Below are 26013 nucleotides of genomic sequence, written 5' to 3' on the forward strand. Positions count from 1 at the left end.
TTTTATCATAAGTAACTTATTGTCTAAGCCATAGGTTATAGAAATTCCCCCTTACTGTTAAATTTGTGATATAATCAAAGTTGAAAATTTGTTAGGAAATAAAATAAGGAAGTATTTTCAGTGAAGAAACGTATCCAACCCATACTAAACTTTATGAGTACGCGTTTGGGACTAGTTCTCACCTTGCTCATTATTTATTGGCTTAAAACAATGTGGGCCTATAGTGTGGACTTCAATCTCAATATTCAAATTGCGACTGGTCAAGGATTTTATCAGCTCCTTCTCGCAATTTTCAATCCGCTCCCGTTAGGTTTGCTCCTTTTGGGTCTAGCCCTCTATGTAAAAAATTCTAAAATATTTTATAGTCTTCTTTGGTTGATCTACGGAGCGCTCTTTGCTTGGCTCGTCTCAAATGCTATTTACTATCGTGAATTTTCTGATTTCATTACAGTCAACACGATGATGGCATCAAGCTCGGTATCAGCTGGTCTTGGTGAGGCAGCAATAAAACTTTTCCGCCCTTGGGATTTGATTTACTTGATTGACTTCCCAGTATTCGCTTGGCTATTTTACAAAAAACTCATCCTAGTTGACAAGCGACCTTTCAATAAGCGAGCTGGGTTTGCGATTACCGCTTTGTCTAGCATGTTCTTTTCAGCAAATTTATTCCTAGCTGAAATCGACCGTCCTCAACTTCTAACGCGTGGTTTTTCTAACTACTATGTTGTGCGTGCTCTAGGTCTACCTGCTTTTCTGGGATATAGTGGAAATCAAACCTATCAAGCCAACCGAGAACGTTCCAAGGCTTCTGAAAAAGATTTAACTCCTGTTACAGAATATATCAACAATCACTACGCTGCACCCAATCCCAACTACTATGGAATTGCTAAGGGACGCAATGTCTTTTATATTCACCTTGAATCTTTCCAACAGTTCCTAATTGATTATAAATTGCAGGTCGATGGTAAGGAATACGAAGTTACACCATTTCTGAACTCTCTTTACCACTCTAACTCAACACTGGCATTTTCTAACATTTTCAATCAGGTTAAAGCCGGAAAAACTTCTGATGCCGAAACGATGATTGAAACAGGACTTTTTGGGCTCAATCAAGGTTCATTTATGGTTAACTATGGCGGTACCAATACTCAACAAGCTGCTCCCTATATTCTTTCAAAAAATGGCTATAATGACTCAGCTGTTTTCCATGGAAATGCAGGTAGTTTCTGGAACCGTAACACGACCTATAAACAATGGGGCTATAATTATTTCTTTGATTCGTCCTATTTCACGAAACAAGACGAAAGCAATTCCTTCCAGTACGGACTGAACGATAAAATCATGATGAAAGATTCTATCAAGTACTTGGAACACTTGCAGCAACCTTTTTATGTTAAATATATCACGGTTTCCAACCATTACCCTTACACAACGAGTTTGATTGGCGATGATCTTGGTTTCCCACTAGCCAAAACCAAAGATGAGACAATCAATGGCTACTTTGCAACTGCTAATTATCTAGACTCAGCTGTAAAGGCTTTCTTTGACTATCTAAAAGCTTCTGGACTTTATGAGAATTCCATTATTGTTCTTTATGGAGATCACTATGGAATTTCTAATTCTCGTAACCCAAGCCTTGCCCCACTCCTCAATAAAAATTCTGAGACTTGGTCTAGTTATGACAATGCCATGATGCAAAGAATTCCTTATATGGTGGTAGTTCCCGGTATGACAACAGGGCATATCAACAATACCTTTGGTGGCGAAATTGATATGCTACCAACATTGGAGCATTTATTAGGAATTGATACCAAGGATAAGCTTCAAGTTGGTCAAGACCTGCTCTCTTCACAGCACCAACAAATCGTCTCTTTGCGTTCAACCAACTATTTCATTACACCAAAATTCACTTCTTATAATGGACGAATTTATTATACAGAAACAGGGGAAGAAATTACCAATCCAACAGCTGAGATGCAGGCTGAATTAGAAAAAGTCCGCAATGCCGCTAATCAGCAAGTGTCTATTTCTGACTTAATCCAAACTGGTGACCTCTTCCGCTTCTACAAAGGAAATGATTTAGGTCATCCCGATGCCAGCAAGTATTCTTATAAAAAATCACTTAAAAAAGAGGAACAAATAGAAAAAGAAAAAGGCGATGAATCAACCAGCCTCTACGATGAGCGAGGCCAACAATCGACAGTCGATCTTTTCAATGCACCGACCTACAAAGCGCTCCATCCAGAGCAATTTAGCTCTTCTACCAGCAGTTCTGGAAGCAGCAGTAATACGACAGATGCAGCCGATACGACTAAGGTAGGAGGAACTTAAAAAACAGAGGCTGGGACAATAGTTCTCAGCCTCTAAAATTAGTTCGAATTATCTGCAAGACGCGGTAGCCTCTTGGCTTCTACGTTCGCCTTTACCGGCTTCGTACAAGCCTAATAGGCATCGCGGGGGTGGGACGACGAACTATTCCTTTACAGGAAGTAGTTCTGTCCCACTCCCTTGTTGCTTATTTCCTTGCAAAATCTCATTAAACAAAAACCACAGAGGCTGAATTGCTTCTGTGGTTTTCGTGTCTTATTTATTGATACTACTAGTATAGTAAAACTCTATTACAAAGACATTGCTACTATTTTTTAAACGATGTCAATAATTTACAAAACTGTCACTTTAATTGATTAGGAATGACCAGACAAGTCAGCGTAATGAGAACCGCCACACTACTTGCTGGCGGAAAAATACTGATACTCAATAGTAAGCCCAATACTTTTAAGCCAATATCATAGCGTGCCCAAGTTTGCCGACGAATATTGTAGCTTTCAAACATTTTAGGATTGATCTCATAGAGTGTTCTGTAATAATATTGCACTGAAAAAGTAATGAGCAAAACTACAATACCATAAAAAGCCTGCATAGTACTATTAGAAAAATCAGCCGCTATTAGCTTGGTTGTATAGGGAAAGAAAGATGAGAGAAAGAGCATGATAATCGTTGCCCAAACAGTCTTCTGACTAATTTTTTCAACTTGATGAAATGAAAAATGAAGATTGACCCACATAGCTCCCAGCCAGAAAAAAGATAAGGCATAGGCGAAAAAGCTGGCGCGAAGCTCCCAAAGTCCTGCTAGTGAATATTCCTGCGGCTTTTCCAATTCCAAAACTAAAATAGTCATGACAATAGCAATGACCGCGTCAATAAAAGCGCCTAGGCGTTCTTTGTCCATTATGGTGTTTTTCATGAAAATCATCTCCCTATTTCAGATATTTTCCTATTTTACAGTAGTTACAGAAATTTGTCGACGTTAGCTTAGATACGCACTTGTGCTCTCTCGTCTCTCCGCCCTGTCACAAACATGGTAAAAGTGGCTTTGCAGATATTGTCGCCCGCTTGATTGCTAATCTCAACATCCACTACCCGAGTTGTCCGCCCCGCATGGACGCAAGTCCCGCAAATGGTCAGGGTATCGCCTAGCTGTCCCGCTTTGAGATAGTTGATAGAGGACTGCAGTGTCACCCCGTCCACTCCCTGTGAAATCACAACCAAGCCGCTAATCTGGTCGCACAGGGTGAAAAGATAGCCGCCGTGGGCATTGCCATAGTAATTGAGCGAGGAATTTACGACCTTTGTCATTACAATGACCTGACCGTCGCTCATTTTTTCAATCTCGTAATTTTCAAAGGCTGAAATGGCATCAAAGTGAAAATCTTTCATAAGAACCGTCCTTTAATTTAAATGTGTACTTGTCTTTTGTTCTCATATTTTCCTCTTTCTAGAACAACTGAGTAGTCACTTGTTTATGATTTATCAAGGGTTTACATATCCTTCTAGCACATCTAGCAACTGCTCAGATGAGTTGACCACCTGTCCGTTTAGCTTCACTAAGCCGACCGTGTATAAATTAACGTAGGAGAATTGTGACTCGGCTACTGTTTTCAGAGCCTCTATTTTCTGGGGATTTTCTGCGCCCAGCTGACGCGAATCAGAATATAGCGCCAGTATAGGAATGCCTGCTTGGTAGGCAACACCGATTTCTGAAGCGACGCCCGGGTCAATGATTTGCCCGTCCAGAATGGCAATCAGCAAATCGCTTTTCAGGACTGCTTCCGTATCCAACTTGGCAATCATTTTAGAGTCTGCATAGGCATTTTTATCATTGATTTCGCCCTGTTCCTGCGGCAGAAAAACTTCTACTTTTGGAAAACGATGCCGAATGTTGTCCACTAATTGGCGATTGAAGGCCAGCTCCATTTCGCTAAACAAGGGACTTGCAAAATAAATGTGCATAGAAACCTCCTCAAAAAAGTAACTGATAGGTCTATTTTATCACGAAAAAGAAATCCTGTCTGGATTTTATCAAAAGAAAAACCAGTAAATTACTGGTTTTCTGCTTTATTCCACCACCAACATTGACTTAATGGTCTTGCGGTCAGCCATATCTTTATAGGCTTGGTCAATATCGTCTAGGCTGTAAGATTGGGTGAAGACCTTGCCAGGATTGATGACGCCGTCAAGGACTGCTTTGAGCAGCACCGCTTTGTCATAAGTCGTCACCGAAGCTGGTCCGCCAGCGAAAACGGTATTTTTCATAAAGTAATCGCCAACATTGATGTCGTCTGTATGCGGCACGCCGACCCGCCCGATTGTAGCGCCCGGACGCGCAATGCTAATCGCTGTTTCTGTTGACAAATGCGTTCCGACGCATTCCAGCGCAGCATCCACTCCTGCTCCACCTGTCAGCTCCAGCACCTTGGCAACTCCTTCTTCACCACGCTCAGCGACAATATCTGTCGCACCAAATTCCAAAGCTAGTTTTTGACGGTCTTCGTGGCGGCTCATGATGATAATGCGCTTGGCACCGCGAAGTTTCGCAGCGATAACAGCGCAAAGTCCAACTGCCCCGTCGCCGACAACGGCTACAGTATCGCCTTCTTTGACATTGGCAACCCGTGCCGCGTGGTAACCCGTCGGCATCACATCAGCTAGAGCAAGGAAAGATTTAATCATGCCCTCGCTGTAATCGCTCGGTTGACCAGGGATTTTCACCAAAGACCAATCCGCGTGGGTATAACGAACGTACTCTGCTTGGTAGCCAAAGCTAAAGTTGGTATCGGCACCGTGAGACTGACAGCCGCCCTCATAGCCTGCACTACAAGCTGCACAGTGTCCGCAGCCGTGTGTGAAAGGCGCGATGACAAAATTCCCTTTTTTGACCGTGTTGACGTCGCTTCCCACTTCTTCAACAATCCCGATAATTTCGTGTCCCGTGTTAGGCGAATGCTCGGCTTTGTTATCATCGCCACGGTAAGACCAGAGGTCTGAACCACAGACACAAGAGCGCACAACGCGAATGACAGCGTCGTCTGCTTCCACGATTGTTGGTTTTTGAATATCTTCAATGGCCATTTGACCAGATTTTACAAATACTGCTGATTTCATTTTGTTTCCTTTTCTATTGTGAAATGATGTGAGAGCTAGTCACCGTAGACTTCTTTTGCTATGGTAAAGGCAGACCAAGCCTTGGGCCAGCCGATGTAAAATGCTAAGTGGGTGATAACTTCTGCTATTTCTTTTTGGGTCAAGCCATTTTCCTTACCTTTTTTCATATGGTAAGGCAGTTGTTCAAAATTCCCACCTGTAATCAAAGCGGTAATGGTAATGAGCGAGCGGTCACGAACTGGCAATTCAGCTTCGCGCGACCAGACTTGTCCAAAGAGGACATCATCATTGAGTTCTGCGAATTTTGGAGCGAATTTTCCTAAATTATCGCGTCCTGCAGTCTGTTTTTCTACCATGAAAACCTCCATTTCTAATCTTCCAGAGCCTGATAGACTGTGTCAGATACTTCTTCCAGCCAGACATTGGCTGTATTTTCGCCGGGCACAGCAAGGGCAATATGGCTGAACCAAGAGTCAGCCTTGGCACCATGCCAATGTTTAACATTAGGAGGAATGATCACAAGACTGCCTTCTTTCAAGCTGACAGCAGGTTTTCCTTCTTCCTGATACCAACCCTCGCCCGCCGTACAGATGAGCACTTGTCCGCCACCTTTATCAGCTGTGTGAATATGCCAGTTATTGCGGCAACCCGGTTCAAAGGTTACATTATGGAAAGTCAAACCGCCATCTGCTGTTGCACCCAGATTGTTCAAATAAGATTGTCCAATAAAATACTGAGCGTAGGTGTCATTTGACTGCCCCAAGCCAAAATGATTGGCTGCTTGGAATTGTTCTTTATCTGTGTATTTCATATCCTACCTCCTTTACTATTACAACTTTAGTATAGTCCTTTTTTTACTAAATAACAAATAGATTATGCGATAGTTTATTACAAATTATGGTTGTCCTTTTCAATATCTAAAAGTTTTCTAACTAAGTTAAAAGTAAGCTGATAAACGCTGTAAAAAGTGTAATTTACCTTTGCTTCCTTCAAGGCAAGACGCTGCTTGACAGTGCCCACCGCGTAGGCATGAAGCCCAAAAAGATAAGGAAAGAAAGAATAGATAAAGTCTGTGCGTTCATTGTCAAGTAATTCTGGAAAGAAAGTCGCTAGGCAATCTTCGACCGCCCGCAAAGTCGCACCATAAGCCCGCTTAAAATCCACAATCAACTCCATGCGGCTGCTCGGCTTGAATGGCTTCCCAAGCCAAAAGACCATTCTCCGCCTGACCTGTCAGTTTCATATCAAATTTTCCAAAATCCACCAAAGAAGAAATACCTTGCCAAACAAGGTATTCATTTTCCACAATAATAATCGAATACACTGTCTCACTCCTGCATTTTCTAGCTATATTATAGCAAAAATCCTGCAAAAATGCTGACTAGACATAATCGAGCAGGTAGCCATAGCCCTGACTTTCCATTTCTGTCTTAGGAATAAAGCGAATGGACAGGCTATTGATACAGTAACGCAGTCCTCCCTTGTCCTTAGGTCCGTCTGTAAAGACATGCCTAAGGTGAGAATTGCCCACGCGGCTTCTAACCTCAGTGCGGGTCATGTTGAAACTCTTGTCTTCCTTCTAGGTCGCGACATCTGAACTAATCGGGCGGCTAAAGCTAGGTCAGCCGCAGCCAGACTCAAACTTAGTTTCCTCAAGCAAAAAAGCACTTCCTAGAGAAATGCCTTTTATTCTTATCGGAGCTGCTGCAAGATACCGTCTTGCATCTGGTAAAGCTCATCCACTTCGTCCAAAAGCCGCGTATCATGGGTAATCATGACGACACTTTTGCCGTATTCCCGCGTCACGCGCTTGAGCAGGTGAACAACACGCTTGGCACGCTCTGTATCGAGACTTGCCGTCGGCTCATCCGCCAGCACAATTTCTGGACTATTGTAGAGGGCTCTGGCAATGGCTGCCCGCTGCCGCTCTCCGCCTGATAATTCCTTGGGATAATTCTGCAAATTCCCCTTCAAATCGAGCAAATCAAGCAAATCCTCCCGGCTGATTTTCTCCTTTTTCGAGCATTTATCAACCAGCTTAAACTGCTCCTCAATGGTTAAAAAAGGGATGAGATTGGACGCTTGTAAAATAAAACCAAACTCATGCAAACGCAAAGCCGTTCGCTCCTTTTCGGTCAACTGCGCCGTATCCTTGCCATGCAAAAATACCTGACCCGTCGTTGGATGTTGCAACTGCCCTAAAATCGTTAGAAAGGTTGTTTTGCCCGAGCCTGACGGCCCAATAATGGCGACAAACCGACCCGCTTCCAAGGAAAAATTGGTCGGCTTCAAGGCTTCAATCAAGGTATGCCCTTGACCATAACTTTTACTGACATTTTTCAATTCTAAAATCGCCATACTAGTCTCCTCCGATTGCTACGATAGGGTCAATCTTGCTGACCTTATGAATGGATAGAAAGCCACCTAAAAGCGACATGAGCAGCATGACCAAGGTCAAGAGGGCATAGGCTTGCCAATCGCTATAAAAGGGCATGCTAGCTGGTAAAAACTGCTGAGTGACGACTAGCATGAGCATAGCCAGCCCCATTCCCAGACTAACTAAGATAAAAATTTGCCAAAAAATAGAAGCAATAATCGTCCGACTGGAAATCCCCTGCGCTCGCATAATGCCATAGAGGTGGATTTTTTGAATGGTGATGATGTAGATAAAAATCCCTAAGACCAAAGCAGTAATCACGACCATTGCGCCAATCATAAAGCTGAAAGTCAACACCTGGGCTTGGTAGCCGGGGATGTTTTTGATGAGAGTGGCTAGCGAAATCTGCTTTAACCCCTGACCGGAAATTTTTTCTTGGTCTTTTACCACCAAAAGGCTACTATTTTTGACTTTGGCAGAGCCATATTTCAGCTCTCGCAAATCATCCAAGCTCATAAAGAGGACTGGCTGGGTGAAAAAGCTATTATTTTGCGTAAAACCTACGATTTTATAGGTTTTCTTGCTACCATTGAGCTGAATCGTGTCTCCTAAAGCCAGACCTTTCTGCTCAATACTCTTATCAGCAACCAGCTCGCCAAACTCTTGCGCCTTGCGTCCAGCCACGATAGGCGGTGCCAGAAAGCTGTCCTCGGTCAAGCCAAACACCTGTGCATTGACCTTTTTCGCTTTCCCCTCTTGACTAGCGACCACCGCCATTTGCCCCAGCTCTGCTATATTTTCTTTGGTAAGATAAGCCTTGTAATCCGTTTCGCTCAAGGTTGAGGCGGTCAGATTGTTGTTGGCATATTCGGACAAAACGACCGACGAAGCCTGCCAATTATCCAGCGCCAAGCGATTGAGCCGAGCCAAGCCGACCGATAAGCTAGATAGAAAGAACACCATATAGGTAATCAGAAAAACCACGGCAACCACTAAACGATAACGCCCTCGATGATAGAAAATCTCTTTAATTGCTAAAAACACCAGCCCGCTCCTTTGAAATCAATTAAGATTATTATAGCAAAAAAGCCAGAATAATCTAGCTTTTTAGTAAATTTCTCAGAAAGCAAGTAAGTTAATCATTCTCAAAAACCCTCTCTAGCCACTCTTCTGCCAGAGTTGCAAACAAATCTTCTTGGTCAATTTGCAAATTGTGCCCCGCGATGTCCAAAACAGCCAAACTCGCTCTCGGATAGTTTCTTAGCAAGGCTGCCAGCTGCTCGAAACCAACGACTTGATCCTGCCGTCCGGCCAAAAAGAGGGACGGTTTATCGTAGCCGATTTCCTTGATTTTTTCATCCACATCAAGAGACAGAGCGTATTGGCTTTGCAGCTTGTCGATAAATTCAGGCTTCATCATTTGCCAGCCACCACCTCTTTTTCAAAACGCTGGTAGGTATGGGCGGTTTGCTTGACTGCGATTTGAAAAAATTCTTCAACCTTATCTTCTTTATCAATTGATAAATCGCCAACAACCAAGCTCTTTTGGGGTAATATTCTGTCTGCGGGATTGAGCTTGATTAACGGACAAATCAGCATGAGGCCCAAAACCTGACTTACTTTTTCCGCCAGAATTCCCCGCGCTAAGTAGCCGCCGTAAGACTCACCGACCAGCAAGAAAGCCTTGCCAGCTAGTTCTGCGTCAATAAAGGACAAGAGAATGTCCAAGATAGCATTCGAGCTAGCCACTTCTAGATTTCCGCTAGAGCCGCCCATGCCCGGCAAATCCACATAAATCCTTTGGTAGCCCGGCTTCCGCTCAAAAATCGGCTCCATGCAGCCAATCATCAAGTCTGAAGAACAAGTCAGCCCATGCAGCAATAAAACGGGCGTCCCCTCGCCTATCACCTGATAATGCAAATCGTTTCCTTGAACCTTATAAAACATAGCAAACCTCACTTTCTTTCCTCATGATTTTGTTTGAAAATCTTATCCAGCCAATCAAGAACTGTATTGTGCAGCAGGCGCAGATTATTAACCTGACAATGGGCATCCGCAGCGCTTGCCAGATCAAATTCTTGAACGGTAACCGAAATCTGGGCTTCTTGCAAATTTTGTTCTATTTCTCTTGCCTGCCGCGAGAGCTCAGAACTTTCACCGCTCCCAAGAAGAAAGAGAGACGGAACCTTGATTTGCTCAAGCGCAACCGTCTGAGCCTCCTTCAGCACCTTGTCCACCGCTTGGCTAAAGTCTGTCACCCCGAACTGCCAAGCATATTTTTTGAGGTTAACATCCGCTGCTTCATTAAAATTTGAAATGACCTTGCAACCCAATCGCAGCAAGGGCTTGGGAAGAGTAAGAGCCGCTTTAAAAGACCTTTCAAAGACCGCTTTGATATCATAAATCGGCGTTGAAGCAATCCAAGCCTTGATACGCGAGTCTTTCTCAACTGCCTGCGCTGTAAAATAGCCACCGCCGCTGAAACCCATAATGGCTAGTTGCTCGCTCGGTGCTTGATAGCTGTCCAAGATAGCTGAAATTGCTCGCCCCGCATCAACCGTAAAAGTCAATCCCCTAGCAGGATTGCTTCCTTGACCGGGCAAATCCACCATGAGCACCTGATAACCATTTTCCCAAGCCGCCAAGCCCATAAAATAAAACAAATCCACGCGCCCAGTATCACCGCCGCCAATCACCAAAAGAGTTGGCGCAGCTAGCTCCTTACTTTCTAGCAGATAAGCCGGCAGCTCCTGCCCCTCATAAGGAAAGCTGACCTCACGCAAGGGCAGCGACCTCAATTTTGCCCCCTTGAGAAAATTCGCTTCCATTTCTTGATAATGCTCCATAAAGTCGGGCAAGGTCGGGTCGGAAAATTGCAGAGCAGCTCGCAGAGAGTAACAAGCCGCAAAATATTCCTGAGAAGCAGGGCGCAGAAAACCCTGATTTTCAGCCTGATGAGCCTTGCTTTGACAAACGCTGGCATGCTCTTCAAAAGCCTGACGCCAGTCTCTAGGATTGCCGTCTCGGACAGGCTCAACAACTTGCAAAACCTCAGCCGCACTCATGCCCACAATCTGGCTAATTCCCATGACCCAGTTGAGAATAAAATCCATATCCTTATTCCGAAATTTGATTTTGCTTGCTTGCCGTTTTAAAATCGCTTGATCTTTTTTCATACCAACCTCCTTTTTTAACTGTGCTTTCCTTTAAAAGCCTTCAAAATCTTCATGACCGCTTCGTCCAAATTGTCATAAAGCAGGGCTATATCTTGGAACTCACGACTGTAGTTCTCATCCGCCTGATGATGCTCAGCCATTTTTTCAAACAGCAAACGCATCTCCTGTAAAATCTGCATCCGATAGCTGATATAGTCAACCACCCCGTAAAGATTGACCTGAATAATCCGCTCCCGCCTATTTTCCTGACTTTGATACGCAACTAGCCCTTTCTGGATAAGGGCTTGGAGCGCTGTGCTGGCGCTAGCCTTGGACAAGGTCAGCTCCTGCACAATCCGATTGAAACTCACCGCGCCCTTTTCTTCCATGACCAAAAAAGCCAAAATCCGCGCCTGATTTTTGGCAAAATCCAAACCAATAAAAATTTCAGCAATCTCGTCCAATCTTTGCCGATACTCTTTTTCCATTTTTTTCTCCTGCGTTTTAAGTTCAGTTTTGTATGAACTAAACTAATTATACTCGCTTTCTTCTAAAAAGGCAAGGGAAAATAATAGTCAATAAAAAAACTCCCCAAAAGTTGGGAAATTTAGCTAACTCCTTAGCCCATGTCCTCGCTCAATCAAACGCCAAGCAAAAGCATAAAGAGCGACAACAAAGGCAAATAAAACAGATAAAGATAAAGGAAGCGGAACGTCATTGATTCCTAAAAATCCTGAACGAAATCCTGAAATCATATAGACAATGGGATTGACCTTGGAAATCGCCCGCCAAAAGGGCGGAAGCATAGAGATAGCATAGAAGACGCCGCCTAAATAAGTCAGTGGCTGCAAAACAAAGGTGGGCATGATTGAGACGTCATCATAAGACCGAGCCAGAATCCCATTGATAAGTCCAGCCAGAGAAAAGAGAATCCCTGTCAAGACCAACGTCAGCAAAACGACAGCCCAAGAATGCACATGCAAAGGGACAAAAAAGAGAGAAACAAGGGTGACTAGGCTTCCCACCAATATACTACGTCCCAAACCACCCAGAACAAAGCCCCAGATGATGACATGACTAGGAACTGGCGCGACCAAGATTTCTTCGATATTTCGCTGAAATTTTTGCGAGAAAAAAGAGGAAGAGACATTTGCATAAGAGCTGGTAATAACCGACATCATGATCAAGCCGGGCACAATAAATTCCATATAAGAAAAACCACCCATATCACCGATTCGGCCGCCGATCATCTTCCCAAAGATAATAAAGTAAAGCGAGGTTGTAATCACCGGTGGAACCAAGGTTTGTAGCCAAATCCGCAAATAGCGGTGTGTTTCTTTCGCAGTGAGGCTCTTAAGAGCTGTCCAGTAGAGTTTAAACATGATGACCTCCATTTTTCTCTGTGATTTTGAGAAATAACTCTTCAAGACGATTTGATTTATTACGCATCGAAAGAACCTGACTTCCCTGTTCACTTAGTTGTTGAAAGAGCGAGTTCAACCCTTGACCACGCTCCACCTGCACTTCCAAAGTACCATTTTCAAAAGTCGTTGGATAGCCTATTATCTTTGGCGACAGGCTGTTATTCTCTAAGTCCAAGAGAATGGTCTCCGTCTGCAACTTAGCAAGCAAGTCTTTCATGCTGGTATTTTCGATGACCTGCCCCGACTGGATAATGCCGATATGACGACAAAGCATCTCTGCTTCTTCTAGATAGTGGGTCGTTAGGATAATCGTTGTCCCAGCTTCATTTAGCTGGCGCAGAAAATCCCACATTTCACGGCGCAACTCAATATCCACTCCTGCCGTTGGCTCATCTAAAATGAGTAACTTTGGCTCGTGCATCAAGGCACGCGCAATCATCAAACGACGCTTCATTCCGCCCGACAGCATACGAGCCTTCTCATGTCGCTTGTCCCAAAGATTGGACTGTTTGAGATAAAATTCGCTGCGCTCCAGCGCTACTTGACGCGGAACACCATAGTAACCCGCCTGATTGACTACAATCTGCTGTACGGTTTCAAATTGATTAAAATTAAACTCCTGCGGCACGACACCAATCTGTTGCTTGGCACGAACCAAATCCTTATCGAGGTCATATCCAAAAATCTTGACCTGACCAGACGTTTTATTAATGAGTGAAGTCAAAATCCCAATGGTCGTTGATTTTCCTGCTCCATTTGGCCCGAGAAGGGCATAAAAATCCCCTTCCTCCACCGTCAAATCAATCCCTTTCAGAGCCTCTACGCCTGTGTCATAGGTCTTAACCAGATCTAATATTTCGAGTGCGTATGACATTTTCCACCTCTTTCTCCGTATTTCAAGGATTAATTGTAGCACTTTCACTTGGAAATGAAAAGAAAAATTGCTCAAAATTCTGTTAATTATGGTAAACTAATTTTAACTAGACGTTCTGTATCATTCAACTAGACGAAGCTAAAACGAAAAGTAAATAAGGAGATAAAGATGCCCACTGAACGTGAAAAAATGCTGGCTGGAGACTGGTACGACGCCAACTATGACTCTGAATTAGTCCAGAAAAGGATAGCGGCTCAAGATCTGTGTTTTGAACTCAATCAGCTAAAACCCAGCCAAATCAAAGAGCGTCAAGAAGTCTTACAAAAGCTCCTTGGTCAAGATTACCAAGGCTTGGTACTACTCAGCCCCTTCACCTGCGACTATGGGGAAAATATCAACTTTGGAAAAGACTGCTTTGTTAACATCAACTGCTACTTTATGGACGGTGCACCAATTAGCCTCGACAACAATGTCTTTGTCGGTCCGTCAACTGGATTTTACACAGCTAATCACCCTCTGGATTACAAGCGGCGCAATCAGGGTTTGGAAAAAGCACTACCTATTCGCGTTGGCGATAATGTTTGGTTTGGTGCCAATGTCAATGTCATGCCCGGTGTCACTATTGGCAGCGGCTGCGTGGTTGCGTCAGGCAGTGTCGTCACCAAGGATATGCCTGACAATACGCTTGTCGCTGGCGTACCTGCCCAAGTGGTCAAATACATTGATCAAGAAAAAGAAATCCTCTAAAACAAAGGAGAAACTATGGATATTAAAGTCATTGCTACCGATATGGATGGAACCTTTCTTAATCAAGAAAACGATTATGATAGAGAACGTTTTTCTAAAATTTTCACTAAATTGCAAGAAAGAGACATTAAGTTTGTCCCAATCAGCGGCAACCAGTACTACCAGATAAGATCTTTCTTTCCTCATCTGGAGCAGGAGTTGACTATTGTCAGTGAAAATGGCGCCTATATCGTTGAACAAGGGAAAGTTATCAAGAGCCATCGTTTACCTCTTGACTTGGTGAGGGCTGTTTTGGACTATCTACTTAAGCATAACTTAGAGATGGAATTGAGCCTTTGTGGAGAAAAAGCTACCTACATTCTTGACAAGGTAGAACCAGAGGTCAAGGACTTTTTTGCAATCTATAGCCATCGTTTAGAGATGATTGAGAGCTTCCACCAACTTCCCGATGATCACTTTCTCAAATTTTCCTTTAATACTCCACTAGAGATGACACAAAAAATCATTGACGACTTGCATCAAGTAATGGGCAATCAGATTGAAGCTGTTACTAGCGGTCATGGGAATATTGATATTATCGCCAGAGGAATTAACAAAGGAAGTGCTATGAGCTATCTCCTTAAGCACTGGGGCTACAGCCCTGAGCAACTCTTAGCTTTTGGCGATGGGAATAATGACCTACAAATGCTAGAGTTAGCAAAATATGGTTATGCAATGGCAAACGGTAGCAAGGAAATCAAAGAGATTACCAATTTTCGCGCTCCAGATAATAACAAGAGCGGAGTGCTGCAAGTCATTGAGGAATATCTGGAAAAGATAGAAAAGGACAACTAGTTTCGGCTGGTCGTCCTTTTTATTGACTTAAGTGCTATGATTTTCTTTCCACTCTTTGATATAGTCTAATCGCTGCTGAATTTTACGCTCATTCCCTTCTTGTGTCGGCTGATAATATTCATGTGTCGCAATGCTTTCTGGGCGTGTTGACATGGTAGTTAATTTATCCTCAAACGAATGCGCTAATTGATAACCCTTGCCATAGCCAACCTCTTTCATCAGTTTGGTTGCCGCATTGCGCAAATGAAGAGGCACTGGCTCATCAATGGTTGCTTTAATATCTTTTTGGACAGCCAGTCTTGCCTTGTAGGTCGCATTCGACTTGGGTGCAAGCGAAAGATAAATGACTGCTTGAGTCAAATGCACATCGCATTCCGGCAACCCGATATAGCGACATGCTTGAAAGACATTGACCGCAAGGTTAAGAGCACTATTATCTGCCAGCCCAATATCCTCGCTGGCAAAGCGAATCAAGCGCCGCGCAATATAAATCGGATCTTCCCCACCCTCTAGCATTCGTCCCAACCAATAGATAGCCGAGTCAACATCACTATTACGCATAGACTTATGGAGAGCAGAGATAATATTGTAATGCTCTTCCCCGTCTTTATCGTAATAAGCTGTCTTCTTGCCCAGCACATCTACTAACAGCTCCTCTTTAACCTCAACCTTTTTGTCTTTGATGTCACTGTTGATAACCAGCATTTCCAAAGCATTGAGCGCAGAGCGAGCATCACCATTAGAATAAATAGCCATCTGTTCTAAAATATCTTGGCTAATGGAGATTTTCAAATCTGGAAAGGCTAAAGGAGAAGCTAATACCCTCTCCAGCAGGACTATAATATCTTCTTTGTTTAGTTGTTTGAGAATGAACACTCGCGTCCGAGATAAAAGCGCGGAATTGACTTCAAAAGAAGGATTTTCTGTCGTTGCACCAATCAAGATGATACTACCTTTTTCTACATAGGGCAAAAAAGCATCCTGCTGCGCCTTGTTAAAACGATGAATTTCATCGATAAAAACAATGGTGCGCTCACCTAGATGGCGACTTTTCTCCGCTTCATTCATAATTGCACGAATTTCTTTAATACCGTTCATGACGGCACTAAAAGTGACGAATTTTGATTTCGTTTTCTTGGCAATGATTTCTGCCAAAGTTGTCTTACCCACTCCCGGCGGACCCCAGAAAATCATGGAAGAAACTTGGTCTTTCTCAATCATTTCCCGCAAAAACTTTCCCTGTCCTACTAGGTGCTCTTGCCCGACGAAGTCTTCTAAATTCTGTAGGCGCACTCGACTTGCTAAGGGTGCGGTTTGCAAGAGTTCATCATCGAATAAAGAGGTTTGCGGCATGACTAACTCCTTTCATTAAGAAAACCTTATTTAGCCTTTATATGCTAACAAACGCGCGGTATAAACGGCTTGTCCTGAGTGCATGACCGCGTCATCGACGCTGGAAACCAAGCGCACTCCACGTGTCACGGCTGGTGTCCAAGAACGGTCAACAATGTCTTCCAAACTTTCTGGCGATAGATTGCGCAAATAATCCACCGCAAGAGCGACCGTTGCCCGCAAATAGCTTTGCAAGAGTTCCTTATCTGCCACTACCACTTTAGCCGCTTCTTCGGGCGTATGGCGCCAATCCTCGGTGTCGTCTGGCAAATCAAGGGCAAATTTTTCCTTCCAACCTTGGCTAAACCAAAGTTGGTCTTGCCCCGCCAAAGGAGCCGTCTGATAATCCAGCATGCGCGCGGTGTGTCAGATGAGCCAAGTGACCGACTTAATGGTCGGATAAGGCATGGTGTTGCTTTCTGCCACCGTCAGTTTATCCAAAACATCCATAAAACGCTCCTCTGCTCGGAGTAAGGTATCACTCAATAATTGCAAATCGTTCATTTTTCTAGCTCCTTTTTATTTTTCTGCCTCGTCGCCCTAGGCGACGAAATAAATTCAAGTTCAATCTCGCTGTCGGCCAGGGCGACGAGACTAATTCATGCTCAGCCACGCTATCGGCGCGGGCGACGAAGAAAATCTAAACTCATTCACGCCGTCGACCAGGGCGACGAAGTAAAATCAAGCTCAGGCACGTTGTCGGCGCGGGCGACGAAACAAATCAGATACTTTTAATACATAGTCCGCCCCGACTTGGTGGGTGTGGAGAGCAACCAAATCGCCCTCACTAATGGCGCGGACAAAGTCGATTGACTTATCAGGATAATCGCGCTGCATGCGCTCAAAATAGTCGATAAAACCAGCCTTGCCATCCTCCACGGCTGGATTATGCTGGATATAGTCGTCTCCGACATAGAGCTCCACCGCCTTTTTCGGATTGCCCTCAAAGGCCGTACGGTAAAAATCAATGGCATCTTGCTTGTTTGTTTCTAAAGTCATCTCTCCTCCTATTTTTTCAATAAACCATGCTTAGTCAAATACTCACGCGCGACCTTCTCGGCGGATTTGCCCTTAACCTTGACTTGGTAGTTCATATCGCTCATCTCGCTAGCGGTGATTTTCCCAGCCAGCTTATTGAGAATGTTCTTCAGCTCAGGGTGTTTTTTCAGCGTTTCTTGACGCAAAAGCGGTGCTCCTTGATAAGGCGGAAAGAGCTCTTTATTGTCCTTTAGCACCACCAAATCATACTGGATAAGCTCGCTATCGGTCGAATAAGCGTCGGTAATCTGAATATCGCCCTTTTGAATGGCTTGATACCGCAGGGCTGGTTCCAGAGTCTTAACCTGCAAATTCAGCCCATACTTACTCTTTAAGCCCTTGTTGCCGTCCTCACGGTCGTTAAATTCCAGTGTGAAACCTGCCGTCGCTGTCTTTTCCACCTTCTTCAGGTCAGCTATGGTCTTGAGCTCATTTTTCTCTGCAAAATCACGCTTGACTGCTACTGCGTAAGTATTTTGATAAGCCATAGGTTTGAGCAACGCTAACTTGTCCTGCTGCAAAATCCCCTCACGTGCCGCTTCGTAGACCTGTTCAGGATTGTTGGTTGTCTGTGGCGGGTTTCGGAGTAAACTTGATGTCACCGTCCCAGTGAACTCAGGATAGAGGTCAATATCCCCCTTTTTCAAAGCCTCATAGAGAAAGCTGGTCTTACCGAAGTTAGGCTTGGTCTCCACCGCCAAGTTTGAATTTTTCTCGATAAGGAGTTTGTACATGTTGATGAGGATTTCAGGCTCAGGCCCTAACTTTCCAGCCACCACCACGGTTTCCTTCTGCATTTTTTGGGAAATGGCTGGCGCAAAAGAACCAGCAAGCCCTAGTACCAAGACTAGAAAGGCAACCAAGATCTGCTTAAACCTAGCTTTTTCCAAAAACTTGATACTGTAGTTAAAAAGGAATGCCAAGGCTGCCGATGACAGCGCCCCAATCAAAATCAGGCTGCTGTCATTGCGGTCAATTCCCAAAAGAATAAAAGACCCCAGACCGCCAGCGCCAATCAGAGCCGCTAAGGTCGCCGTCCCGATAATCATAACTGCCGCTGTCCGAACGCCCGACACGATGACTGGCAGCGCCAGAGCCAATTCAAACTTTTTCAAGCGTTCCCAACGAGTCATGCCAAAAGCCGTTGCCGCTTCTATCAAATTTGGGTCAATTTGTGCCAGTCCCGTCACCGTATTTTGCAAAATGGGAAAGAGGGCATAAATGACCAGCGCAGTAATGGCTGGCGCCGCGCCAATTCCCATGAAAGGAATGAGCAAGCCCAAGATAGCCAGCGAAGGAAGAGTCTGAAAAATCCCCGTCAGCTGCAACACTGCTTCTGACAGGCGCTTGGAGCGATGCAGCCAGATACCCAGAGGCAGAGCAATGAGCATGGCGATTAAAAGCGCCGCAAGAGAAAGCTGTAAATGCTGGAGCAGGGCTGCCCACCAGTCACTGGAGCGTTCCTCAAAGGTCATTAGTAAATCTTTCATCGGACTTCCTCCCCTTCAAACAAACTCTGGACAAAAGCATTCTTAGGCGCCGCCTTGATAGCGTCCGGCTTATCGCACTGAATCATTTGCCCTTGCGACAAAATGCAAATGCGGTCTGCCAAAGTCAGGGCTTCTTTCATATCGTGGGTGACAAAGACAATGGTCAAGCCCAAGTCCTCATGGAGCTGCTTGGTCAAATCCTGCAACTGCCGCCGCGAAATCGGATCCAAGGCCGAGAAGGGCTCATCCATCAGCAGCACCTTAGGCTGCGCCACAATCGCCCGCAAAATCCCAATCCGCTGCTGCTCACCGCCAGATAATTCTGCTGGATAGCGCTCCAGATACTTGTCCGCAGAAAGACCGACCTGCTCTAGCAAAGCCCGCGCCGCCTCGCGTCGCTCTTTCTTCGTCCAGCCCTTCATCTCAGGAATGAGCTCGATATTTTCTGCCACCGTCAGATTGGGGAAAAGGGCAATCTGTTGCAAGACATAGCCTGTGTCCAGCCGCAGCTGACGCAAATCCTTATCTCGAATATCTTCTTGATTGAGCAAAATCTTGCCGCTCGTCGGCTCAATCAAACGATTAAGCATTTTTAAAAGCGTCGTTTTTCCGCTACCACTAGGCCCAACCAAGACGAAAAACTCGCCTGCCTCAATGGTCAGAGATAGAGGCGCCAGCACCTGCTCCTCGCCATAGCTTTTACTGACTTCTTCAAATGAAATCATACTTTCTTCCACCTTTCGCTGTCTTCCACTTCCTGCAAATTCTGCAAAATCCTCATCAAATATCCCTCAACTTCTGCTCTTTCTGCTTGTGAAAATCCCTTATAAAAAATAGCATCCAACTGCTGGCTGACTTCTGCACCAACCTCTTCTTGACTGCGCCCCAGCTCAGTTAAATCAAATAATCGCTTGCGCTTGTCCTTAGGGTGGGAGGAGCTTTTTATCAAGCCTTTATCCTCCAAACGCTTAAGCATAGCGGTCAAGGTGTTGTTTGCCAAGCCCGTCTTTAAAGCCAAATCAGTTGCCGTCATCGGCGCCCATTTCCAGAGGCTAGAGAGAATTTTCCCCTGCTCTGCCGAATAGAGAGCCCGCCCGTCTGCCGCTAACAGTCGGTTAAAAAGCCGTCCGTTCAAGAGACGAATTTGCAAAGTTAAATAACCACCATTGTCAAAAGTTTCTGTCATAAACTCCTCTTTCTATATAGAACTAATTTCCTTATATATTACCATATAGAACTATTTTTGTAAAATATTTCGTTTCAATAATTTTTATCCAAAATAAAGGTCATATTAAAATGCAACTCTCTCGTCCATTCACCCTTAAATTTTGACTTAAGCTATTTACATTTTAAAAATATTATTATATAATAAACGTGTTGGAACCATTCAGAACAACACAGCAAGTTAAAATAAGGCTTAGTCCGTACACAACTTGGGCGCCGATTCGGTGCTTTTTTATTTGTCAACGCTTATAATTTATCAACTTTTATAAAGTAAACTTATTTTCAAAAGCAACCTCGCAGGATAATTAAAATCACAAGAACTTTCTTGTGATTTTTTATTTTTGTTGATGATTAAAAAAGATCGTAAATCGCATCCACTTTCCTTCTACCGCTTCAAAACGATAAGTGAGCCCGTGTTTTTCAAGAATTTGCTGCACGATGAAAAGCCCTAAACCTGTTCCGCCATCCTTACGATTACGGCTATAATCAGGACGATAGAAAGGTTGAAAGATACGTTCCACTTGCTGATCATTTAATAAACGTTCAGCTTGATTTTCAACAATTAATTGGTTTTTATTTAAGGAAAGACGAATTTCTCCACCTGCTATCGTATAATGAAAGGCATTATCCAGCAGATTTTTCACTGCCTTGAGGAAATAGTCCCCATTTCCAAAAATAACAGCATCTTCTAAACTTGCATGAAAATGCAGATTTTTTGACTTTGCCATAATTTGATAGGTGTCCAGTTGTGGATCAAGCAAAGCTTTTACAGAAATCTCTTTCATCGGCAACTCCGCTTTCATCTCCAACTTAGAGACAGCTAAGATAGACTGAATGAGCTGGGTCTGCTCTTCTAGAATGGTTCGACAACGTTTAAGATAGAGATCGCGGTTTTTAAAATCACCGACATTATAAATCATACCATCTATCATTCCTATCATGCCAGTAATCGGCGTTTTTAACTCGTGCGAGGTCATGCGTAGAAATTCAGCTTTTTCACGCTCACTTTCTGCCGCTTTTTCAGTTTCTAGCCGAAGTGCCTCCATGCTGGTTAAAAGGTCTGCATACAAGTAATTAATATCTTTAGCTAGATCAGCTATTTCATCATTTCCTTTGACATTACAAACTACATTCGGATCGAGAGTAGTCATCTTACGTGCCACCTTTGAAATAGACTGAATCCGCCGACTAGAATTGCGACTGTATACATAAGCTCCTAGACTACCAAGTAGTAAAGACGAAAATAACAATAAAGGATAGAGCTGTAGTAATACATGTCGCGCATCTGAAATCGGCTGCAAAGAGTACTCTGCCCGTAAAATAATTTTTTCCCCCTCTTTGGTTGTAATTTTTTTCGATAAACTTTTACTGCGATTATTTTCAGAAATAACTAAAGAGGGGGAAATATTAATCTGAAACTCTGTAGTATTTTCACTGATTTTCACTTTAGGATAAAGAACATTACCATCGCTCCCTGCCAAGCTAAAGATCAGCTGTGACCCTTTGGGATGATAACCGTCTAATAACTTCTTCATATCTGAAAGTGATTTTCTATCCAACTGCTTTTGGACAGCTGTAAATTCATGACCCATCTCACGAACTTTTGACTGCTCATAGTAGATAGGCATGGCCACATATAAGGTAATCAAAAGACTTGTCACGACAAGAAAGATAAGCGATGCCGTCAATAAGAAGTTCTTTTTGACAATCTTCATGAAGATGCTCCTCCGAGCTGATAGCCCATACCGGTTACTGTTTTCAGTGGTAAACCGGGCATTTTTTTACGAAGATTCTTGACATGATTGTCTAAAACACGACTATCAAGCTCACTATAACCCCAAATGGTGTCCATGAGCTGCTCTCGCGTCACCAGATGTTCCTTGCGTTTTGCTAGAACTTCTAATACCTCATATTCTTTCTTAGTAAGATTGATCTTTTCTTTTTGCCAGTAAACCTCACAATCATTCAAATGAACTTGTAAATCTCCTAAAAGGACATTTTGACTGCTACTTGTTTGACGAAGAATATTTTCAATCCGCTTAACTAAAATCAAAGGGGAGAAAGGTTTGGTCACATAATCGCTGATGAGATGATTAAAACTAACCAGCTGCGTATATTCATCATCTAGTGCTGTTAGCATCATAATTGGCACCTGCGAAGTCTGGCGAATTTCCTTTAAAACATCCAAGCCTGACATAGAAGGGAGCATAATATCTAAGAGCAACAAGTCAAAGTCTTCTGACTGAAAGGCTGACAAAGCATCTTGCCCATCAAAAACGGCATGAACTTGATAGCCTTTTTCTTTCAAAAACTCACAAATCACTTGGCTGATCATCTGATCATCTTCAACGACTAAAATTTTATACATATTTCCTCACATATTATTATTCAAATCTCAAAGCCTCAATTGGGTGTAGTTTAGAAGCTTTCATGGCTGGTAATAAACCAAACACTACTCCTATTATACAACAAAATAGCAAACTGACAACCACTGAGAAGATAGAAAGGATATAAGGATATGCCAAAGAATGTGTAATAATGAAACCTGTCAAGATTCCTGCTAGTACGCCGATCACTCCGCCCATTAGAGTCAAAATGACTGCTTCTAACAAAAATTGCTGCAAAATAATATTGCGTCTAGCACCAAGTGCTTTCTTAATTCCGATTTCACGCGTCCGCTCGGTCACAGATACCAGCATAATATTCATGACACCAATTCCTCCGACAAGGAGAGAAATGCTAGCGATACCAGCCAAGAGTACAAAATTCCCTTGGTTGAGGTTGTCGAGTTGACGTTCAAACTCACGAAGGTTCATAACCCCAAACATAAAGTCTGAATCGGCTACTTGCTTATTGAGATAGTCACCCACACGTTTAGCAGCACCTTTCAAATCATCTGCACGCTCTGCTTGAACAGTAATATTTGGTGTGACATTAATTTCATCAATGATATGGTGCCATTGCCCCAAAGGGATATATGCTGTACTTTCATCACCCGATGTGAAACTATTTTTTTCTAGGGATTCAAAGACACCGATAACTTTGAAAGGATTTCCTTTAATTTCGACATATTTTCCAATTCCATCACCATTTGGGAAGAGGAGCTGATATAGATTTTTTTGTAGATAGATAACCTGCTCTTGATTCTTAAAACTCTGTGCCGAAAAATCTTCGCCTTCGATAATTTGTAATTTTTTTACTTCAGTAAGATTAGAAGAAGTTGCAATAATCTTCCCAGAAGCTTTCTTTTGCAGATGATAGATTTTATTATCTATGTTATAAGAAAGAACAGCATTCTTGACTCCGGGTAATTTCTTAATTTCTGTAAGTGTTTCCTCTCCCATAAAAGGAATGTATGACGGTTTCTGAGGGCTGGCTTTTTCTGGCAGATCTGGATTGATGAGATTTTTCTTATTGTAGACCACATTTATAGTGTTATTGGTCCCACCTATCAATTGGCGTTTGGTATTTTCAGTATTCCCTTCAATAATCGAAAAGATTGCAATAATGGCACCAATCCCTATGATAATCCCTAACATAGTCAAAACAGAACGCATTTTATGCGCAAGAATGGAACGAACGGCTACAAGAATAGCTTCCATTAAGCACCTCCTTGTACCAAATTACCATCACGTAAGATAACTGTTTGCTCACAAAGAGAAGCAACTTCTGGTTCGTGCGTAATGATAACGATAGTTTTTCCTGCTTGATGAAACTCACGAAACAATTCCATGATTTGCAAGCTCGTTTTGGTATCAAGCGCCCCTGTTGGTTCATCACCGAGGATGAAACTTGGGTTTGTTACTAGAGCACGCGCAATAGCTACCCGCTGTTTTTGCCCCCCAGATAACTCCATCGGTTTAAACTCGCTGCGATCCTCTAACCCGACCAAGCTTAACATTTCTAGGGCACGCTCACGCCGTTCCTTTTTACTGACTTTCATATAAGTCAAGGGCAATTCAACATTTTGGCAAGCCGTTAGCTTAGGCATAAGATTGAAATTTTGAAAAACAAAACCAATTTTTTGATTACGTAAATCAGCTAGCTGATTATCAGAAAAATGCGAAATATCTGTTCCTTCTATTTTGTAGCTTCCAGCAGTCGCTTGATCCAAACAACCGATAATATTCATTAGAGTTGATTTTCCTGAACCAGAAGGTCCCATAATGGCAAGAAAATCTCCTTTTTTTACATGCAAATCAATGCCTTTTAAAATAGGGATTTCCTGTTGGCCTTGCTGGTAGGACTTGTGGATGTCCTTAAGCTTTAACATCTTGACCAACCTCCATTCCTTCTTTGAGGCCTTCTGTTGGAAGTGAAATCTTATCTTTCATGGTCAAACCTTCTGTAATTTCAACTGTAGACTTATTGATTTCTTTGGTTTTAACCTCTTGTTGGTGAATTTTATTATCTTTGATTTTCCAAACGTAGGTTTTGCCATTTTTAGTGAAAGTATAAGATTTAGGAAATTGAATTTTTCCTGCCTCGGGCGCAGATTCTAACACATTTACATAAGTATGAGAACCGATTAATGGCATATTATCAGCCTTGTCTAACTCAATTTTATACGGGAATTTTGACTGATTGGGATTTTCTTCTTGCTGTTTACCATTTCCGCCGCCACTACCACTCTTACTGTCCGATGTGAGGTTTCCCACTTGGGTAACTGTTCCTGTCCATCTTTTCTTAGGATCTTTACGATCAACAACTTCCACTTTCTGTCCAGGGGTTAGTTTTTCACGGTCAAATTCGCTAATATTTCCTTTAACAAAGGTTTTAGATTTGTCCAAAATTTCGATGAAAGTTTCCTCATCTTTTTTGGCTCTGGATTGATTAGGTAGATCTGCATTGAGCGAGGTAATGGTACCCGCTGTATCGGCCGTTACCGTATCATACTTCGTTTTTTCTTCCTCTGTTTGAGCTGTGTTCTGTGCTTTTTGAGATTCGATTTGAGCGTTTGTCACCTCATTATCGCTTGACTTGGCATCAATCAAACTTTGCGATAAAGCATCCTCAGCAGATTTGATTTGTTCTAATAAACTTTCATCTTGAGATTTATTGTACTTATCTTTTAAAGCATTTAATTCTGCCAATTTCCGATTGTAAGTTGCCCATTTTAAAGCGGCAGTATTTTGTGCAGCACCCACTGCATTGGCTTTGGCAGCAGCGTCATACTGCGCACTTTGTGCCACCAATTCTTGCGAAGTTGAATAACGGAAAAGTGGTTGTCCTGCTGTGACTGTATCTCCATTTTTAACAAGAACCTCTTTAACTTCACCTTTACTCGTATCGATTTTAATTTTACTACTATTGTTTGCAGCGACCTCACCAGCTAAAACAAGCTTAGTCTTTTTTCCTTTATCAATAGCTTCTTGCACGGTAAGAGCTTGAAGTTTTTGTGTTGGAGTGCTAGCATTTTGCCCGAACATCGGTCCTGCTAAGAAATAGCCTCCTAGGCACAAACAGGTCAGTGCTCCTGCTGATACAAGAATTATTTTTCGTCGATTCGTTTGTTTTTTTTCATTTTTAGGCATAGTTTTCATCCATTCCAATTTTCATTAATTGTTATTTGAATTATCAGCGTTTTCTGCTTCTTCTTCTACATCTTTTGGAACTTGAACTACCGCACCATCAGACATAGTATATTCAGTGATTTCCTTACCGTCCACAACCTTAGTCTTTTGATCAACTGCATCTTTCTTAAGACTTACTTGTTTTTTATTTTGTGATTTATTATCTGTCTGTTTTTGTCCGCATGCTCCTAGGAAGATAGAAGCTGCAAGCAACAAAGCAGCTGTTGCAGTCATTTTTTTGCTGTTCATATTAGTACCCCTTTTCTAAATTGATAAGAGCTCTTTCAGATTTGTAAGCGCCCTTTTTATTGAACAAATCTATTCTACCAAAGCCATCTATTCTTCCTCTCAACCTCATCTACTTTTTATCTGTTTTTTTAATTTTATTTTGAAAGTGGTTTCTTTGCTGCTTTGTGTTATAATAAACTTATCTATTATCACAT

Annotated in this window: 29 protein-coding genes and 3 pseudogenes; 3 read left to right on the forward strand and 29 right to left on the reverse strand. The window is 42.9% G+C overall.

The annotated features are described in order from the left end of the window. Nucleotides 1-153 precede the first annotated feature (153 nt). The gene (locus A3I3_RS0100680; protein ID WP_018370814.1) at nt 154-2331 is read left to right on the forward strand and encodes an LTA synthase family protein; all 2178 of its coding nucleotides are present in this window, start codon (nt 154-156) and stop codon (nt 2329-2331) included. 340 nt (nt 2332-2671) lie between these two features. Here the strand turns inward: A3I3_RS0100680 and A3I3_RS0100685 are convergent, their stop codons facing one another. The 17 genes and pseudogenes from A3I3_RS0100685 to A3I3_RS0100760 form a co-directional block, all read right to left on the reverse strand. Next, the gene (locus A3I3_RS0100685) at nt 2672-3244 is read right to left on the reverse strand and encodes a TMEM175 family protein (protein ID WP_018370815.1); all 573 of its coding nucleotides are present in this window, start codon (nt 3242-3244) and stop codon (nt 2672-2674) included. Between the two features lie 68 nt (nt 3245-3312). Beyond that, nucleotides 3313-3717 (reverse strand): PaaI family thioesterase, encoded by a 405-nt coding sequence (locus tag A3I3_RS0100690; RefSeq protein WP_018370816.1) that lies wholly within the window; start codon nt 3715-3717, stop codon nt 3313-3315. Between the two features lie 93 nt (nt 3718-3810). Further along, the gene (locus A3I3_RS0100695) at nt 3811-4290 is read right to left on the reverse strand and encodes a nucleoside 2-deoxyribosyltransferase (protein ID WP_018370817.1); all 480 of its coding nucleotides are present in this window, start codon (nt 4288-4290) and stop codon (nt 3811-3813) included. A 105-nt stretch (nt 4291-4395) separates the two neighbouring features. Continuing rightward, a complete protein-coding gene (locus tag A3I3_RS0100700) occupies nt 4396-5442 on the reverse strand; it encodes a zinc-dependent alcohol dehydrogenase family protein (protein WP_018370818.1) in 1047 nt (348 codons plus the stop codon). A 35-nt stretch (nt 5443-5477) separates the two neighbouring features. After that, a complete protein-coding gene (locus A3I3_RS0100705) occupies nt 5478-5798 on the reverse strand; it encodes a carboxymuconolactone decarboxylase family protein (RefSeq protein ID WP_018370819.1) in 321 nt (106 codons plus the stop codon). A gap of 14 nt (nt 5799-5812) precedes the next feature. Further along, nucleotides 5813-6253 (reverse strand): cupin domain-containing protein, encoded by a 441-nt coding sequence (locus tag A3I3_RS0100710; RefSeq protein WP_018370820.1) that lies wholly within the window; start codon nt 6251-6253, stop codon nt 5813-5815. A gap of 77 nt (nt 6254-6330) precedes the next feature. After that, entirely contained in the window at nt 6331-6618 is a 288-nt protein-coding gene (locus A3I3_RS0100715; RefSeq protein ID WP_240366763.1) for a hypothetical protein, read from the reverse strand. Between the two features lies 1 nt (nt 6619). Continuing rightward, nucleotides 6620-6766: pseudogene (locus A3I3_RS10925) on the reverse strand (response regulator); the annotation flags it as partial. A gap of 57 nt (nt 6767-6823) precedes the next feature. Continuing rightward, nucleotides 6824-7087 (reverse strand): annotated as a pseudogene (gene msrB, locus A3I3_RS10370) (peptide-methionine (R)-S-oxide reductase MsrB); the annotation flags it as partial. A 47-nt stretch (nt 7088-7134) separates the two neighbouring features. Further along, nucleotides 7135-7800 carry an ABC transporter ATP-binding protein gene (locus A3I3_RS0100730; protein ID WP_018370824.1) on the reverse strand — a complete coding sequence of 222 codons (666 nt, stop codon included), beginning with the start codon at nt 7798-7800 and terminating at the stop codon, nt 7135-7137. Nucleotide 7801: 1 nt separating this feature from the next. Beyond that, nucleotides 7802-8863: an ABC transporter permease gene (locus tag A3I3_RS0100735; protein WP_018370825.1), complete on the reverse strand. Its 1062-nt coding sequence runs from the start codon at nt 8861-8863 to the stop codon at nt 7802-7804. A 91-nt stretch (nt 8864-8954) separates the two neighbouring features. Further along, nucleotides 8955-9239, reverse strand: coding sequence for an alpha/beta fold hydrolase (locus tag A3I3_RS11060; RefSeq protein WP_223873775.1), 285 nt, complete (start codon nt 9237-9239; stop codon nt 8955-8957). Then, a complete protein-coding gene (locus A3I3_RS10045) occupies nt 9236-9766 on the reverse strand; it encodes an alpha/beta fold hydrolase (RefSeq protein WP_223873776.1) in 531 nt (176 codons plus the stop codon). The genes A3I3_RS11060 and A3I3_RS10045 overlap by 4 nt, the downstream gene beginning before the upstream one ends. An 8-nt stretch (nt 9767-9774) precedes the next feature. Beyond that, nucleotides 9775-10995 carry an alpha/beta hydrolase family protein gene (locus tag A3I3_RS0100745; RefSeq protein WP_018370826.1) on the reverse strand — a complete coding sequence of 407 codons (1221 nt, stop codon included), beginning with the start codon at nt 10993-10995 and terminating at the stop codon, nt 9775-9777. Between the two features lie 14 nt (nt 10996-11009). Next, a complete protein-coding gene (locus tag A3I3_RS0100750) occupies nt 11010-11462 on the reverse strand; it encodes a MarR family transcriptional regulator (RefSeq protein WP_018370827.1) in 453 nt (150 codons plus the stop codon). Between the two features lie 123 nt (nt 11463-11585). Then, on the reverse strand, nt 11586-12356 hold the full coding sequence (locus A3I3_RS0100755) for an ABC transporter permease (RefSeq protein WP_018370828.1): 771 nt from the start codon (nt 12354-12356) through the stop codon (nt 11586-11588). Then, nucleotides 12349-13272 carry an ABC transporter ATP-binding protein gene (locus A3I3_RS0100760; protein WP_018370829.1) on the reverse strand — a complete coding sequence of 308 codons (924 nt, stop codon included), beginning with the start codon at nt 13270-13272 and terminating at the stop codon, nt 12349-12351. Before A3I3_RS0100760 ends, A3I3_RS0100755 begins: the two co-directional genes overlap by 8 nt. 168 nt (nt 13273-13440) lie before the next feature. Here A3I3_RS0100760 and A3I3_RS0100765 point away from each other — a divergent pair, with 168 nt between their 5' ends. Both A3I3_RS0100765 and A3I3_RS0100770 read left to right on the forward strand, forming a co-directional pair. Then, nucleotides 13441-14019, forward strand: a complete 579-nt coding sequence (locus A3I3_RS0100765; RefSeq protein ID WP_018370830.1) for a sugar O-acetyltransferase — start codon at nt 13441-13443, stop codon at nt 14017-14019. A 15-nt stretch (nt 14020-14034) separates the two neighbouring features. Continuing rightward, nucleotides 14035-14853, forward strand: a complete 819-nt coding sequence (locus A3I3_RS0100770) for a Cof-type HAD-IIB family hydrolase (protein ID WP_018370831.1) — start codon at nt 14035-14037, stop codon at nt 14851-14853. A 27-nt stretch (nt 14854-14880) separates the two neighbouring features. Here the strand turns inward: A3I3_RS0100770 and A3I3_RS0100775 are convergent, their stop codons facing one another. From A3I3_RS0100775 to A3I3_RS0100835, 12 genes and pseudogenes are all read right to left on the reverse strand, one after another. Beyond that, nucleotides 14881-16206, reverse strand: coding sequence for a replication-associated recombination protein A (locus A3I3_RS0100775; RefSeq protein WP_018370832.1), 1326 nt, complete (start codon nt 16204-16206; stop codon nt 14881-14883). 30 nt (nt 16207-16236) lie between these two features. Further along, a pseudogene (locus A3I3_RS0100780) lies at nt 16237-16749 on the reverse strand (DinB family protein). Between the two features lie 183 nt (nt 16750-16932). Then, nucleotides 16933-17244, reverse strand: a complete 312-nt coding sequence (locus A3I3_RS0100790) for a nuclear transport factor 2 family protein (RefSeq protein WP_018370835.1) — start codon at nt 17242-17244, stop codon at nt 16933-16935. Nucleotides 17245-17252: 8 nt separating this feature from the next. Beyond that, entirely contained in the window at nt 17253-18773 is a 1521-nt protein-coding gene (locus tag A3I3_RS0100795) for an ABC transporter permease/substrate-binding protein (protein ID WP_018370836.1), read from the reverse strand. Then, nucleotides 18770-19498, reverse strand: coding sequence for an ABC transporter ATP-binding protein (locus tag A3I3_RS0100800; protein WP_018370837.1), 729 nt, complete (start codon nt 19496-19498; stop codon nt 18770-18772). Before A3I3_RS0100800 ends, A3I3_RS0100795 begins: the two co-directional genes overlap by 4 nt. Further along, nucleotides 19495-19959: a MarR family winged helix-turn-helix transcriptional regulator gene (locus A3I3_RS0100805; protein ID WP_018370838.1), complete on the reverse strand. Its 465-nt coding sequence runs from the start codon at nt 19957-19959 to the stop codon at nt 19495-19497. The genes A3I3_RS0100800 and A3I3_RS0100805 overlap by 4 nt, the downstream gene beginning before the upstream one ends. 373 nt (nt 19960-20332) lie before the next feature. Then, nucleotides 20333-21712 carry a HAMP domain-containing sensor histidine kinase gene (locus A3I3_RS0100810; protein WP_018370839.1) on the reverse strand — a complete coding sequence of 460 codons (1380 nt, stop codon included), beginning with the start codon at nt 21710-21712 and terminating at the stop codon, nt 20333-20335. Beyond that, nucleotides 21709-22365 (reverse strand): response regulator transcription factor, encoded by a 657-nt coding sequence (locus A3I3_RS0100815; protein ID WP_018370840.1) that lies wholly within the window; start codon nt 22363-22365, stop codon nt 21709-21711. Before A3I3_RS0100815 ends, A3I3_RS0100810 begins: the two co-directional genes overlap by 4 nt. A gap of 16 nt (nt 22366-22381) precedes the next feature. Then, entirely contained in the window at nt 22382-23599 is a 1218-nt protein-coding gene (locus tag A3I3_RS0100820; RefSeq protein WP_018370841.1) for an ABC transporter permease, read from the reverse strand. Then, nucleotides 23599-24270: an ABC transporter ATP-binding protein gene (locus A3I3_RS0100825; protein WP_018370842.1), complete on the reverse strand. Its 672-nt coding sequence runs from the start codon at nt 24268-24270 to the stop codon at nt 23599-23601. The genes A3I3_RS0100820 and A3I3_RS0100825 overlap by 1 nt, the downstream gene beginning before the upstream one ends. Beyond that, complete coding sequence (locus A3I3_RS0100830) at nt 24257-25531, reverse strand: efflux RND transporter periplasmic adaptor subunit (RefSeq protein ID WP_019231851.1); 1275 nt, start codon at nt 25529-25531, stop codon at nt 24257-24259. The genes A3I3_RS0100825 and A3I3_RS0100830 overlap by 14 nt, the downstream gene beginning before the upstream one ends. Nucleotides 25532-25555: 24 nt before the next feature. Continuing rightward, nucleotides 25556-25819: a hypothetical protein gene (locus A3I3_RS0100835; RefSeq protein ID WP_018370844.1), complete on the reverse strand. Its 264-nt coding sequence runs from the start codon at nt 25817-25819 to the stop codon at nt 25556-25558. Nucleotides 25820-26013: the final 194 nt, after the last annotated feature.

The sequence above is a fragment of the Streptococcus massiliensis DSM 18628 genome (assembly GCF_000380065.1).
GTDB classification, from domain to species: Bacteria; Bacillota; Bacilli; order Lactobacillales; family Streptococcaceae; genus Streptococcus; species Streptococcus massiliensis.

Bases quoted from the DNA above. Each gene is read 5' to 3' on its own strand.
- A3I3_RS0100815 (WP_018370840.1), bottom strand. From the start codon at position 22,365: ATGTATAAAATTTTAGTCGTTGAAGATGATCAGATGATCAGCCAAGTG.
- A3I3_RS0100750 (WP_018370827.1), bottom strand. From the start codon at position 11,462: ATGGAAAAAGAGTATCGGCAAAGATTGGACGAGATTGCTGAAATTTTT.
- A3I3_RS0100685 (WP_018370815.1), bottom strand. From the start codon at position 3,244: ATGAAAAACACCATAATGGACAAAGAACGCCTAGGCGCTTTTATTGAC.
- A3I3_RS0100745 (WP_018370826.1), bottom strand. From the start codon at position 10,995: ATGAAAAAAGATCAAGCGATTTTAAAACGGCAAGCAAGCAAAATCAAA.
- A3I3_RS0100715 (WP_240366763.1), bottom strand. From the start codon at position 6,618: ATGGAGTTGATTGTGGATTTTAAGCGGGCTTATGGTGCGACTTTGCGG.
- A3I3_RS0100800 (WP_018370837.1), bottom strand. From the start codon at position 19,498: ATGATTTCATTTGAAGAAGTCAGTAAAAGCTATGGCGAGGAGCAGGTG.
- A3I3_RS0100775 (WP_018370832.1), bottom strand. From the start codon at position 16,206: ATGCCGCAAACCTCTTTATTCGATGATGAACTCTTGCAAACCGCACCC.
- A3I3_RS0100770 (WP_018370831.1), top strand. From the start codon at position 14,035: ATGGATATTAAAGTCATTGCTACCGATATGGATGGAACCTTTCTTAAT.
- A3I3_RS0100820 (WP_018370841.1), bottom strand. From the start codon at position 23,599: ATGGAAGCTATTCTTGTAGCCGTTCGTTCCATTCTTGCGCATAAAATG.
- A3I3_RS0100810 (WP_018370839.1), bottom strand. From the start codon at position 21,712: ATGAAGATTGTCAAAAAGAACTTCTTATTGACGGCATCGCTTATCTTT.
- A3I3_RS0100680 (WP_018370814.1), top strand. From the start codon at position 154: ATGAGTACGCGTTTGGGACTAGTTCTCACCTTGCTCATTATTTATTGG.
- A3I3_RS0100695 (WP_018370817.1), bottom strand. From the start codon at position 4,290: ATGCACATTTATTTTGCAAGTCCCTTGTTTAGCGAAATGGAGCTGGCC.
- A3I3_RS0100795 (WP_018370836.1), bottom strand. From the start codon at position 18,773: ATGAAAGATTTACTAATGACCTTTGAGGAACGCTCCAGTGACTGGTGG.
- A3I3_RS0100710 (WP_018370820.1), bottom strand. From the start codon at position 6,253: ATGAAATACACAGATAAAGAACAATTCCAAGCAGCCAATCATTTTGGC.
- A3I3_RS0100835 (WP_018370844.1), bottom strand. From the start codon at position 25,819: ATGAACAGCAAAAAAATGACTGCAACAGCTGCTTTGTTGCTTGCAGCT.
- A3I3_RS0100760 (WP_018370829.1), bottom strand. From the start codon at position 13,272: ATGTCATACGCACTCGAAATATTAGATCTGGTTAAGACCTATGACACA.
- A3I3_RS0100830 (WP_019231851.1), bottom strand. From the start codon at position 25,531: ATGCCTAAAAATGAAAAAAAACAAACGAATCGACGAAAAATAATTCTT.
- A3I3_RS0100690 (WP_018370816.1), bottom strand. From the start codon at position 3,717: ATGAAAGATTTTCACTTTGATGCCATTTCAGCCTTTGAAAATTACGAG.
- A3I3_RS0100705 (WP_018370819.1), bottom strand. From the start codon at position 5,798: ATGGTAGAAAAACAGACTGCAGGACGCGATAATTTAGGAAAATTCGCT.
- A3I3_RS0100805 (WP_018370838.1), bottom strand. From the start codon at position 19,959: ATGACAGAAACTTTTGACAATGGTGGTTATTTAACTTTGCAAATTCGT.
- A3I3_RS0100700 (WP_018370818.1), bottom strand. From the start codon at position 5,442: ATGAAATCAGCAGTATTTGTAAAATCTGGTCAAATGGCCATTGAAGAT.
- A3I3_RS0100730 (WP_018370824.1), bottom strand. From the start codon at position 7,800: ATGGCGATTTTAGAATTGAAAAATGTCAGTAAAAGTTATGGTCAAGGG.
- A3I3_RS0100755 (WP_018370828.1), bottom strand. From the start codon at position 12,356: ATGTTTAAACTCTACTGGACAGCTCTTAAGAGCCTCACTGCGAAAGAA.
- A3I3_RS11060 (WP_223873775.1), bottom strand. From the start codon at position 9,239: ATGATGAAGCCTGAATTTATCGACAAGCTGCAAAGCCAATACGCTCTG.
- A3I3_RS10045 (WP_223873776.1), bottom strand. From the start codon at position 9,766: ATGTTTTATAAGGTTCAAGGAAACGATTTGCATTATCAGGTGATAGGC.
- A3I3_RS0100825 (WP_018370842.1), bottom strand. From the start codon at position 24,270: ATGTTAAAGCTTAAGGACATCCACAAGTCCTACCAGCAAGGCCAACAG.
- A3I3_RS0100790 (WP_018370835.1), bottom strand. From the start codon at position 17,244: ATGACTTTAGAAACAAACAAGCAAGATGCCATTGATTTTTACCGTACG.
- A3I3_RS0100765 (WP_018370830.1), top strand. From the start codon at position 13,441: ATGCCCACTGAACGTGAAAAAATGCTGGCTGGAGACTGGTACGACGCC.